Raw genomic sequence first — 12,289 nt, forward strand, 5'->3', positions numbered from 1 at the left:
GGCCTCAGCGCACCGTCACCTGATCCCGGATCCGCTCGTAGACCGGCCGGCTGAGCACCCGCTTCGACAGGAGCTGGTCCACCGACGTGTAGGGGCGCTTGGCGACGATCGCCCGGCCGATGGCGCCCCCGCCCCGCAGGCGGTTGAGATCCGCCACCGAGGCGGTGTTCAGGTCGACCACCGCCAGCGCCCGGGGTCCGGCATTGTCCTCGGCCTTGTCGATCTCGGCCTGGGCCGCCGCCTCCGGTCCCTGGGGTTGCTCCTGGGGCTGGGCCGCCGCCTCCGGATCTGCCGGGAAGGCGAGGGCGTCGGACGGCATCTGGCTCGGGGCGGCGGGCCCCGCGACGCTCCGCGGCGCGGGCGGCTCCCGCGCGGGCTCGGCCGCCGCGGGCGGGGCTGGCGCCTGGATCGGTGGCGGCGTGGCCGGCTGGACGACGGCCGGCGGCTCGGCCATCGCGGAGGGCGCGGACGATACGGGGGCCGGGACCGGGCTCGGCAACAGGAACTGCACCACGGCCGCGAGGATACCGGCGACGATGAGCAGGACCGAGACTCTGAGGATTGCAGGACCGCTGAGCACGCACCACTCGACGAGGATTAAAACACTATCATGTTCCCACTTATGCTGTCCTTGAGGGTCAACCAACTGGCTATTCCATTCAAGCACGAAATCGCCGGGGAATGACCGGTCAGGCGCCGCGCCTGGGTGAGCGCTTCGGTGCGCTGCGCTACCTCCCCACGCTGGTCCGGGAAATCGCGGCGGCGAGCCCGCGCCTCCTGGCCGCGAGCCTGGCGTTGCGCCTCGCGGCGGCGTGCCTGCCGGTCCTGTCGCTGTACCTCGCCAAGCTGATTCTCGACGGGATCGTGGCCGCGCACGCAAGGCCGACCCCGGAGATCGGATTCACCGACTGGCTCGCCGATCCGGGCCGGGAGCGGCTCGCCTGGCTGGTGGCGGCCGAACTCGGCCTCGCCCTGACCTCGGACCTCACCGGCCGCCTCACGAACCTCACCGAGACCCTGATCGGCGACCTCTACGCCAACGCGGCCTCCCTGCGGCTGATGGCGCATGCCGCCGCCCTCGACCTCGCGCAGTTCGAGGACAGCGCGCAGCAGGACCGGCTGGAACGGGCGCGGCGGCAGGTCAGCGGGCGCACCGGGCTCATCGCGACGGTGTTGGGGCAGCTTCAGGCGCTGGTGACGCTCGCCTCCCTGGCGGCCGGCGTGGCAGCCTTCGCGCCCGGCCTGGTGGTGCTGATCGGCGCCGCCCTGGTGCCGGCCCTTCTCAACGAATGGCACTTCACCAAGGCCGGCTATCGCCTGGCCTGGATCCGCAGCCCGGAGCGGCGCCGGCTCGACTACCTGCGCTACCTCGGCGCCAGCGTCGAGACCGCCAAGGAGGTCAAGCTCTTCGGCCTGTCGGGCTACGTCACCGGCCTCTACGCGGCCGTGGCGCACCGTCTGCTCGCGGAGAACCGGGGGCTCGCCGCCGCCCGGGCGCGCTGGGGCTTCGCCTTCGCGAGCCTCGGGACGCTCGCCTACTACGCCGCCTACGCGGTGATCGTCTGGCGCACGGTGGCGGGCTCGTTCTCGGTGGGCGACCTCGCCTTCCTGGCCGGCGCCTTCCAGCGCCTGCGCGGCGGCATCGAGGGGCTGCTGCTGGGCCTCACCCAGATCACCGGCCAGGCGCAATACCTCGACGACTTCTTCTCGTTCTTCGCGATCCAGCCGCAGATCCGGTCGCCGGCGCGCCCGGTGCCGGTGCCGCGCCCGATCCGGGAGGGGCTGGTCTTCGAATCGGTCGGCTACCGCTATCCCGGCACGCAGACCTGGGCGCTGCGCGACCTGTCCTTCACGGTACGGGCCGGCGAGACCGTGGCGCTGGTCGGCGGCAACGGCGCCGGCAAGACCACGATCGTCAAGCTGATGACCCGGCTCTACGACCCACAGGAGGGCCGCGTGCTCCTCGACGGGGTGCCGCTGCCGGACTACGATCTCGCCGCCCTGCGGGCGCGGATCGGCGCGATCTTCCAGGACTTCGTCCGCTTCGATCTCACCGCCGGCGAGAACGTGGCGGTCGGCCGGATCGAGGCCCTGGCGGACGACGCCCGCATCGCGGCCGCCGCCGCCCGCGGCCTCGCCGCCCCGGTGATCGAGCGCCTGCCCGAGGGTTACGCCCAGCCGCTCGGCAAGCGCTTCGCGGGCGGCCTCGATCTCTCCGGGGGCGAGTGGCAGAAGATCGCCCTGTCCCGGGCCTACATGCGCGAGGCCGGGATCCTGATCCTCGACGAGCCGACGGCGGCCCTCGACGCCCGGGCCGAGCACGACGTCTTCGCGCGGTTCCGGGAGCTTTCGGCGGGCCGCACCGCGGTGCTGATCTCGCATCGCTTCTCCACCGTGCGCATGGCGGACCGGATCCTGGTCCTGGAGGGCGGCCGGGTTCTGGAGGAGGGCAGCCACGCCGCCCTGATGGCGCGGGGCGGGCGCTACGCGGAGCTGTTCACCCTGCAGGCGGAGGGCTACCGGTAGGGGCGCGCCGCGGCCGTGCCGCCGCGCGGGCCGTCCTGGCGGTGCCCCGAGGCCGGACCGGCAGCCCTTTCGGCCGACGATGCCCCGGCCCATCCCAGGGACACGATGTCCCCGAATGCGGTCCGAGGATTGCCCGATTCCCCCAGCCTGCTATCTGCGGCGGACTGAACCGAGGTCATCCATGCGCCTGCGCCTCTCCCGCCTGCTGACGGCCGGCCTTCTCGTCTCCGCCTGGGGCGCGCAGGCGGCCCCGCCGACCGCGCCCGAACCGGAGGCCAAGCCGCAAGCGCCGGCCCCCGGGATCGTGCTCGCCAACCACCGCGCGGTCTACGACCTGTCGCTGGCCGAGGGCGGCGGCACCCGCTCGGTGGAGAGCGCCCGCGGGCGCATCGTCATCGACTTCCGGGGCGATGCGTGCCGCGGCTACACGATGCTGACCCGCCAGGTGACGGAACTGTCCTCCGGCGAGAGCGGCACGCGCCTGTCCGACATGCGCAGCACCACCTTCGAAGGCGGGCAGGGCCGCGAGTTCCGGTTCAAGACGACGACGCTCACCAACAACCAGCCCGCCGCCCCGGTGGACGGGACCGCCTCCGAGCAGGGCGACAGCCTCACGGTGAAGCTGAAGGGGCCCGGCAAGCCGCTGACCGTCGAAGGGCCTGTCCTGTTCCCGAGCGAGCACATGCGCCGCCTGATCGAGACCGCGCGGGCCGGCCAGCCGACCCTGTCGGTCAAGGTCTTCGACGGCTCCGACGACGGGCGGAAGATCTACGACACCTTCGCGGTGATCGGCCATACGGAGACGGGTCCGGCGGCGGCCTCCGGCTCGACCCGGGACAAGCCGCTCCGCGAGGGGGCGCTCGCCGCCGTGCCGCACTGGCCGGTGCGCCTGAGCTACTACACCGAGGGCGCCGGCGAGCGCACGCCGATCTACACCCTCGGCTTCGACCTCTACGAGAACGGCGTGAGCGGCGCGCTCAAGCTCGATTACGGCGATTTCGCCATCCTGGGCGACATGACCGCCCTAGACATCGACGCGCAGGCGGGGCGCGGCGACAAGGAGGCCGGCAAGGGCTGCACGCCCTGACGGCGTGCCGGCCGCATGAGCGGACCACCGCGCAGCGCTCCGCGCGGCACGGTTCCGCCACCGCCTTCCGATGACCTCCGATCCGGCCACGGACGCAGGAGCGCAGGTTGTCGCTCACGCCGGCATGTTCACCGCCTCCGCTGCCCGCGAGGCCTGACCCCCGTCGTCATTCCGGGGCGCCGCAGGCAAATCCTGAGACCGGAACCGTTGTCCATACGGGGTCTTGCCCCCTCGGCGTGTCGGGAGCCCAGGCTCTGCCGCGCGCCCCCGGGATGACAGGGGGGGAACGCTTTCCGCAGGCTGCTCCCGGAGAACAGGATCGACGCTTCCACGGCTCGGGGGCTGAAAACTCCGCCGTGCGTCGCTCGCCGGGCCGGCGGGAAAGGGCGCGCCTTCGCCCGGACGGGCACGCGCCTGCGCGCAGCCCGCCACCTCACGCCCATTCATCATTCGGCCGCGGCGACAGCCTCTGCCAGGCTGCGGCGATCCGCTCCGGCTTCACGTCCAGGGCCGCCGCGCAGGCGAGAAGGACGTTCTCGTCGCCCATAACGTGGTCGAGGACGCCGACCAGAAAGGCCGGCTCCCGGGCGCTCGCGCGCAGCGTCTCGGGGCCGAGGCCGCTGGCCGCCAGGAAGGGCATGAGGCGGTCCTCGTCCCCAGCGATCCACAAAAGAACGTCGAGCGCCAAGCGTTCGTCGGACTCATGCCCTTGAAGAGGTTTGCCATTCATCAACATGTGAACGCTACAAAGGCGAGGGAGGGCTTCACCGCCCGCTAATCATGATCGGCACGCACCGGGACAGGGGATCATGAAGAAGACGGTGCTGATCGTCGAGGACAACGAGTTGAACATGAAGCTGTTCAACGACCTCCTTGAGGCGAACGGCTATGCGACCCTGAAGACCGCCCACGGCATCGAGGCGATCGAGCTCGCGCGCGCGCATCATCCCGACCTGATCCTCATGGACATCCAGCTCCCCGAGGTGTCCGGCCTGGAGGTGACGAAGTGGCTCAAGGAGGACGACGACCTCAAGGGCATCCCGGTCATCGCCATCACGGCCTTCGCCATGAAGGGCGACGAGGAACGGATCCGCGAGGGCGGCTGCGAGGCCTACCTGTCGAAGCCGATCTCGGTCGCGAAGTTTTTGGCAACGGTTCGCGCGTATCTTGAGCCTCGGTGACCCCGGAGGGGCGCGCCGTTGAGCAGGTCACCCGACCGCGCCGGGTCGGGTGACCTGCTCAACTGTCTGTCCCGATGCGCTCTCCCGGATCCGATGCGCCGGATCCGGGCCACCCAGCCGCGCGTCTGCGAGGAACCATGTCGGCCCGCGTCCTGATCGTCGACGATCTGTTCCCGAACGTGAAGCTTCTGGAGACGAAGCTCGGGCTGGAATATTTCGACACGCTCGCCGCCATGAACGGCCCGGACGCCATCGCGGTCTGCGAGAAGGGTCTCTGCGACCTCGTGCTGCTCGACGTGATGATGCCCGGCATGGACGGGTTCGAGGTCTGCCGCCACCTCAAGAACAACCCGGTCACGGCCCACATCCCGGTGGTCATGGTCACGGCCCTCGACCAGCCGGCCGACCGGCTGCGCGGCCTCGACGCCGGCGCCGACGATTTCCTGACGAAGCCCGTGGACGACACCGCCCTGTTCAGCCGGGTGCGCAGCCTCGTGCGCCTCAAGGCGGTGACCGACGAGCTGCGCCAGCGGGCGCTGGCCTCGCGCGAGTTCGGCATCGGCGATCCCCTGGCGCTGGCCACGGCGGAGACCGGCCTCGACGCCCGGATCCTGCTGATCGAGGACCGCGCCGGATCGGCCGAGCGGCTGGCCGGGGCCCTGCGCCAGCACCACGCCGTCACGATCGAGCCCGACCCGCAGGCGGCGCTCGCCCGGGCGGCCGAGGAGGCGTTCGACCTCGCCCTGGTGAGCCTCGACCTCGACGGCGCCGACGGGTTGCGCCTGTGCAGCCAGCTGCGGTCCCTCGACCGGACCCGCGCCATGCCGCTGATCATGCTGGCGGAGGAGCACGACCGCGCCCGGGTGATCCGCGGCCTCGATTTCGGCGTGCACGACTTCCTGATCCGCCCGGTCGACCGCAACGAGCTGCTGGCGCGGACCCGCACCCAGGTGAAGCGCCGACGCTTCACCGACGCGCTCAGGGGGGCGATGCACGCCTCCCTGCAATTGGCCGTGATCGACGGGCTCACCGGCCTGCACAATCGCCGCTACCTCGACAACCACCTCGGCGCCCTGTTCGCCGACGCACCCGCCCGCCCGCCGGCGCTGGCGGCGCTGATCCTCGACATCGACCACTTCAAGGGCATCAACGACGGCTTCGGCCACGAAGCCGGCGACGAGGTGCTGCGCGGCTTCGCCGAGCGGGTCCGCCAGCACACCCGGCCCGTCGACATCGTGGCGCGCTACGGCGGCGAGGAGGTGGTGGTGATCCTGCCGGAGGCGGGGCTCGCCGAGGCGCAGATCATCGCCGAGCGCATCCGCGAGCGGGTCGAGGCGGCGCCATTCCCGGTGCAGCGGGCGACCCGGGCGATCCGCGTCACGGTCTCGATCGGCGTCGCCGTGCGGCACGCGGAGGACAGCGAGCCCGGTGCCATGCTGAAGCGCGCCGACCTCGCCCTCTACCGCGCCAAGGCGGCCGGGCGGAACCGGGTCGAGCCGCAGGCAGCCTGAGGGAGCCTCGTCCCGGCCTCACCAGCGCAGGGTGAGGTTGCCCTTGACCGCGTGGTCGCGGCCGCGGGCGCCGACCTGTCCCGAATACGTCGCCCCCAGGCTCATCGCATCCGTGACCTGCGCCTCCAGACCCGCCGACCCCACCAGCGCGTCCCGGTCGATCGGCGCGCCCGCCACCCGGAACGGACGCCCGCCGCCGAACGCCGCCAGCACCCGCGGCACAACGTCGCCGAACGCCCGCCGGTAGCCGAGCAGGCCGTGGACGCTCACCGGCACGTCCACGCCGAGCTGATCCGACAGTGCCGCCTCGCCCTGCACGCCCGCGGTGGCCGTCTGCACGTCGTAGCCGCGGCCGAACACCCGCAGCGCCGCCGCGCCGCCCGCCTCGGAGAATCCGTCCCGGCCGACATGAAGCGCCCCGCCGCCCACGAACGGCTCCAGGAAGCCCGACCCCACGGCGATGCGGTAGCCGACTTCCCCGAACCCCTGGACCGTCTGGCTCCCCGCCTTGCCGGTCGCCGATTGCGTGACGCCCGGGAACTGGACCCGGCGGCTGGTATCCAGCGCCTGGCTGCCGTAGATCGCCCCGGCCCGCACCTGCACGGCCCCGAGCGCGGCCCGCCCGTAGACCGCGCCGAACACGTCCTCGACCGATCCGCTCGACCGCCGCGCCGGGATGTCGAGGGTGCTGGTGCTGTAGCCCGCCGCCACGCCGACCCGCAGGTCGCCGACGCCCGGCAGCGTCAGGGCCCCGTAGCCGGATTCGAGCCCGAGCAGGAAGCCGCCGGTCTCCCGGGTCAGGCGCGCGGCGTTGCCGTCGCCCCGGGTGCGGCCGAACTGGCCCAGCCCCTGGCCCCAGACCGCCGCGTTCGCCCGCGCCGGCGCCGGCGACACCCGGCCTGGAGCCTGCTCCTCCTCGGCCAGCGCAGCATAGGCTGACGGCAGGAACGCCCCGGACGCGAAGCGGCCGCCGAGCGCGGACTCCGATCCGAACCGGTCGATCCCTCCGAAGCGCAGGCGGTCGAGCAGCGTCTCCTGCACGAGCGCGGCGGTGTGCATCACCGCACCGACATCCGAGGCCTGGATCTCCCCCGACAGGGCGGTGAGCGCCTGCCCGGCGCCCGGGGCCGTCTGGTTCAGAACCGCGGTCGCCACCTGCACGGCCGGACTCGACACCACCGTGGTGGTGGTGGTGCCGTCCGTCACAGTGGTCGTCGCCGTGCCGCCGGGCGACACATGCGTGGTCGCCCCGGCGGGTGCGGCCCCGGGCGCCGCATTCACCGTGGTGGTCACCGTCGGCCCGGCCCCGTTCAGCGCGATGGCCGGCCCGGCCTGGTTCGCCGTCGTGGCGGCGCTGATCAGCGGCGCCGTCTGGGCGAAGCCGAGCGACACGGCGTTGGCATCGTAGATCAGCGACGGCGTCAGGAAGGCGAGGTTGCTGGTCGTCTGCAGGGTCGTGAACCGCCCCGTCACCCCGCCCGTCGCGGTGAGCAGCGTGTAGCGCAGGGCCGGCGTGTAGGTGCCTGCGCCGGCCAGCACCTGCACGGTGCCGCCCTGGATCGTCACCGGCCCGGTCACGGCGGTGCGGTCGTTGGCGGTGGGCGTCACCTTGAGCGTGTAGAACGAGCCCGCCGCGAAGGTCAGCGGCCCGTGGATCGCCAGAGTCCCGATCGCCGAGGCGCTGCCCGGCGCGAGCCTGCCGCCGGCCTCGATCAGCGGGTCGCCGATCTTGCCCGAGCCCGCCAGCGTGCCGCCGCGCCGGACCGTCACCTCGGAGGCGCTGAGCACGCCGTCGATCTGCAGGGTGCCCCCCGAGATCGTGGTAGCCCCCGTGTAGGTGTTGCGCCCGGCCAGGATCGTGGTGCCGCTTCCGGCCTGGATGAGCCCGCCCGATCCCGCGATGGCTTGTGCGAAGCTCACGCTGTCGGAGCGATCCAGCACCAGCGTGCCGTCATTGGCCACGCCTGCGGTGCCGGCGAGCGCGCCGGACGTGCCGCCGTCCCCGAGCCGCAGGGTCGCGCCCGCCCTGATCACGGTCGCCCCCGTATAGGTGTTGCCGCCGGTGAGCACGAGGGGGCCGCCCGCCGCGACCGTCAGGCCGAGGGGCGCGGCCCCGTCCCGGATCGTCCCCGCGAAGGCGCCGCCGCCCGCCACCGTCAGCACGGCCGGGCCGCCGGCGCCGCTCGTCACGACGGCGGCGGACGAGGAGCTCGCCAGGCCGCCGATGCCGTTGCTCGCGCCAGCGAGGTCGAGGGTCCCGGTGCCCGCCAGCGTGTAGGCGGAGGCCGCCGAGAAGCCGCCCGCGCCCCGCGCCCGAAGGATCGAGCCGTCGCCGACGACGGTGGCGCCCGTGTAGCTGTTGCCGGACGACACGGTGGTGCCGGCGACGGTAGTGAGCGACGCGGTGCCGGCGATCCGGTCGAGCGTGCCGCCGGCGGAGGTGATGGGCGCCGCCAGGGTGCCGTTGCGCAGGGTGCCGCCGTCGCGGAGGGTCACGGCGGCCTGGGTCTGAGCGGTGCCGCCGAGATCGAGCGATGCGGTGGCGCCCGCGACGGTGCTGGTCGCGGTGGGGCTGCCCAGGGTGCCGCCCCCGCCGAGGGCGAGGGTGCCCGCGGTGACATTGGTGCCGCCGCCGTAGGTATTGGCGCCGGTGAGCAACGCGGTGCCGGTGCCGACCTTGGTCAGGCCGAAGCCGCTGCCGTTGTCGCCGATGCGGCCCGAGACGGTCAGGCTGCCGGTTCCGCCGAGGGTGGCGTTGCCGGCGAGCGTGATCGCGCCCGAGACCCCGGCGGTGCCGGTGCCGGTGAGCGCGCCGACTCCGCCGGCGCCGGATCCGGCGAGGGTCAGGGGGTTTGCGAGGGTGACGCCGTTGACGTCCAGCGTCCCGCCGGCCGTGACAGTGGCGACGGAGGTGCCGAGCGCGGTGGCGTTGGCGGCGCTGAGCGTGCCGCCCGAGACCGTGGTGGTGCCCGTGTAGGTGTTGGCGCCGGTCAGGATCGTGCTGCCGGCGAGATGGCTGACGCTGCCATGGCCGGTGATCGTCGGCGCGAAGGTGACGGCCGAGCCGTCCGGGTTGCCGGCGTGGTTGAACACCAGCCTGCCGGTGCCGGCGCCGAAACGGACCTCGCCGGCCTGCACCGTGCCCGCGGCCAAAGCCGTATCGCCCGGCGCCGCGCCGATCGCCAGCGTGCCGGTCGAGCCGGCTCGGTCGGCGACGGTCACCGTGCCGGTGCCGCTGGTGCCGACCGACACCGTGCCGCCCGCCGCCACGGCGAGCGTGCCCGTGCCGCTGGATCCGACCTTGAGATCGGTGTTCGCGGTCCAGCGCGAGCCCGCGCCGGTCACGGTCACGCTGCCGGACGAGCCGCTCGCGAAACCGATGCGGCCGGAATTGAGGGTGAGGCTGCCGCCGGCCTCCAGCCGCAGAGCCCCGCCGTTGACGATACCGAAGGTGCCCTGCGTGCTCTGCCCGCTCAGCGTCCAGGTGCCGATCCCGTCCTTCAGGACGTAGCCGATATTGCCGGCGATCGGACCCAAGACGACGCCGTTGCCCGCGCCGCCCAGTTCGAGGGTCCGAGCGGCCCCGCCGGCCGCGCCGGAGATCCCGCCCGACAGGGTCAGCGTGCCGGTATCCGCGTTGATGCGGCTGTCGTCCGTCAGGGTGATCGCCCCGGCGAAGCTGTTGTCGCCCGAGACGCTGCGCAGGGCGCCGCCGTCGCTCACACCGAAGCCGGCGATCGACAGCGCCTCGTTGCCCACCGCGATGCCGCCCTGGAGTACCAGCGCGGCGCCCGCGGCGACCGTCGTGCCGGTCGCCGCCGTGCCGTCCGCCGCGCCGAGGGCGGTGGGGTTGCGGATGTTGAGCACCCCGCCCGAAACCGTGGTGGCGCCCGAATAGGTATTGGCGCCGGTCAGGATCGTCGTGCCGGAGAGCTGGCTGAGGCTGCCCGCGCCGGTGATCGTCGGCGCGAAGGTGACGGCCGAGCCGTCCGGGTTGCCGGTGTGGTTGAACACCAGCCTGCCGGTGCCGGCGCCGAAGTGGACCTCGCCGGCCTGCACCGTGCCGGCGGCCACCGCCGTGTCGCCCGGCGCCGCGCCGATCGCCAGCGTGCCGATCGAGCCGGCTTGGTCGGCGACCGTCACCCTGCCGGTGCCGTTGGTGCCGACCGACACCGTGCCGCCCGCCGCCACGGCGAGCGTGCCCGTGCCGGAATATCCGACGGTGAGCGTGTCACTGACGGCCCAGCGGGAGCCCATGCCGGTTACCGTCGCGCTGCCGGCCCCCGCGGCATAGCTCACATAGCCGCCTTGGGATGAGACGAGGCCGCCATCGGCCACAGTGAGCGTGCCCGTGCCGAGATTTCCGATGTAGAGGCCTTTGCTGGTCCAGTGGGAGCCGGAGCCGGTTACGGTCGCGTTGCCGGACGAGCCGGCCTGTACGGCGATAAATCCGTTATCGCTGGAGAGCCTGCCGCCGGCCTCCAGCCGCAGGGCCCCGGCGTCGATCTGGAGGACGTCGCTTAGCGCACTCTGCCCTGTCAGCGTCCAGGTGCCGGTGCCGTCCTTGATGAGAAAGCCGATGTTGCCGGCGATCGCGCCCGAGACGGTGCCGTCGCCCGCGCCGCCCAGCATCAGGCCGCGAAGGGACCCAGCCGCGCCGGAGATGCCGCCCGACAGGGCCAGCGTGTCGGCGTCCACGTTGATGCGGCCGCCGGTTGTCAGAGCGATTGCCCCCGCGAAGCTGTTGTTGCCCGAGACGCTGCGCAGGGCACCGCCGCCGTTCACCCCCAGGCCGGCGAGCGACAGCGCCTCGTTGCCCACCGCGATCCCGCCCTGCAGCGCCAGAGTCGCGTTGGCGACAACCGTCGTACCGGTCGCCGCCGTGCCGTCCGCGGCCCCGAGCGCGCCGGCGTTGCGGATGTTGAGCACCCCGCGCGAGACCGTGGTGGTGCCCGAATAGGTGTTGGCGGCGGTCAGGACCGCGGTGCCGGTGCCGACCTTGTTCACCCCGTAGCCGTTGCCGCCGATGGCGCCCGAGAGGGTCAGCGTGCCGGTGCCGCCGAGCGCGGCGTAGCCCGTGAGTGTCACGGCGCCGGAAACCCCGGCCGTACCCGTGCCGGTCAGCGCGCCGACGCCGCCCGCCCCGCCGCCCGTGAGGGACAGCGCGTTGGCCAGGGTGACGCCGTTCACGTCCAAGGTGCCGCCGCTCACGACCGTCGCAGCGCCGGTGCCGAGCGCGGCGGCGTTCGCCGCGCTCAGCGTGCCGTTCCAAATGTTGGTGCCACCCGAGTAGGTGTTGGCGGCGGTCAGGACCGCGGTGCCGGTGCCGACCTTGATCAGGCCGTAGCGGTTGCCGCCGTCGCCGATGACGCCCGAGACGGTCAGCGTGCCGGTGCCGCCGAGCCGAGCGGTGCTCCCGAGCGTCAAGGCGCCGGAGACACCGGCGATGCCGGTGCCGGTCAGCGCGCCGGTACCGCCGACCCCGGAACCCGCGAGGGACAGCGCGTTGGCCAGGGTGACGCCGTTCACGTCCAGGGTGCCGCCGTGCAAGACGGTGGGCACACCGGTGCCGAGCGCGGCGGCGGTGGCGGCGCTGAGCGTGCCGTTCCAAAGGTTGGTGCCGCACGAGTAGGTGTTGGCGGCGGTCAGGACCGCGGTGCCGGTGTCGACCTTGTACAGCCCGTTGCGGTTGCCGCCGTCGCCGATGGCCCCCGAGCCGGTCAGGTCGACGCAGCCCGGCGCTGGCGTGGCCGGTCTGCACGCTCGTACCCCTCGCGACGGTCCACCGAACGGACAGAGCGTTGGCCAGGGTGACGCCGTTCACGTTCAGGGTGCCGCCGAGCCAGACGGTGGCCACACCGGTGCCGAGCGCGGCGGCGTTCGCGGCGCTCAGCGTGCCGTTCCAAATGTTGGTGCCGCCCGAGTAGGTGTTGGCGGCGGTCAGGACCGCGGTGCCGGTGTCGACCTTGTACAGCCCGTGGCGG

Annotated in this window: 7 protein-coding genes and 2 pseudogenes; 4 read left to right on the forward strand and 5 right to left on the reverse strand. The window is 73.1% G+C overall.

Annotated features, from left to right (window positions below):
• Positions 1-4: 4 nt before the first annotated feature.
• Positions 5-580: a helix-hairpin-helix domain-containing protein gene (locus MKL01_RS23330; protein WP_243907553.1), complete on the reverse strand. Its 576-nt coding sequence runs from the start codon at positions 578-580 to the stop codon at positions 5-7.
• Positions 581-681: 101 nt separating this feature from the next.
• Between MKL01_RS23330 and MKL01_RS23335 the strand changes: the two genes are divergently transcribed.
• Positions 682-2,526: an ABC transporter ATP-binding protein gene (locus tag MKL01_RS23335; protein WP_243907554.1), complete on the forward strand. Its 1,845-nt coding sequence runs from the start codon at positions 682-684 to the stop codon at positions 2,524-2,526.
• A 181-nt stretch (positions 2,527-2,707) separates the two neighbouring features.
• Entirely contained in the window at positions 2,708-3,613 is a 906-nt protein-coding gene (locus MKL01_RS23340; RefSeq protein WP_243907555.1) for a cell envelope integrity EipB family protein, read from the forward strand.
• Between the two features lie 433 nt (positions 3,614-4,046).
• Here MKL01_RS23340 and MKL01_RS23345 read toward each other — a convergent pair whose 3' ends face one another.
• Positions 4,047-4,349, reverse strand: coding sequence for a DUF3572 domain-containing protein (locus tag MKL01_RS23345; RefSeq protein WP_409566313.1), 303 nt, complete (start codon positions 4,347-4,349; stop codon positions 4,047-4,049).
• Between the two features lie 73 nt (positions 4,350-4,422).
• Here MKL01_RS23345 and MKL01_RS23350 point away from each other — a divergent pair, with 73 nt between their 5' ends.
• Positions 4,423-4,794, forward strand: a complete 372-nt coding sequence (locus MKL01_RS23350; protein WP_012318846.1) for a response regulator — start codon at positions 4,423-4,425, stop codon at positions 4,792-4,794.
• 137 nt (positions 4,795-4,931) lie between these two features.
• Complete coding sequence (locus MKL01_RS23355) at positions 4,932-6,305, forward strand: PleD family two-component system response regulator (RefSeq protein ID WP_243907557.1); 1,374 nt, start codon at positions 4,932-4,934, stop codon at positions 6,303-6,305.
• Between the two features lie 18 nt (positions 6,306-6,323).
• Here MKL01_RS23355 and MKL01_RS23360 read toward each other — a convergent pair whose 3' ends face one another.
• From MKL01_RS23360 to MKL01_RS36280, 3 genes and pseudogenes are all read right to left on the reverse strand, one after another.
• Entirely contained in the window at positions 6,324-11,867 is a 5,544-nt protein-coding gene (locus MKL01_RS23360) for an autotransporter domain-containing protein (protein WP_243907558.1), read from the reverse strand.
• A gap of 39 nt (positions 11,868-11,906) precedes the next feature.
• Positions 11,907-12,029, reverse strand: a pseudogene (locus MKL01_RS36275) (hypothetical protein); the annotation flags it as partial.
• Between the two features lie 172 nt (positions 12,030-12,201).
• A pseudogene (locus tag MKL01_RS36280) lies at positions 12,202-12,279 on the reverse strand (autotransporter-associated beta strand repeat-containing protein); the annotation flags it as partial.
• Positions 12,280-12,289 lie beyond the last annotated feature (10 nt).

It is taken from the genome of Methylobacterium sp. J-070, from assembly GCF_022829385.1.
Classification (GTDB): domain Bacteria; phylum Pseudomonadota; class Alphaproteobacteria; order Rhizobiales; family Beijerinckiaceae; genus Methylobacterium.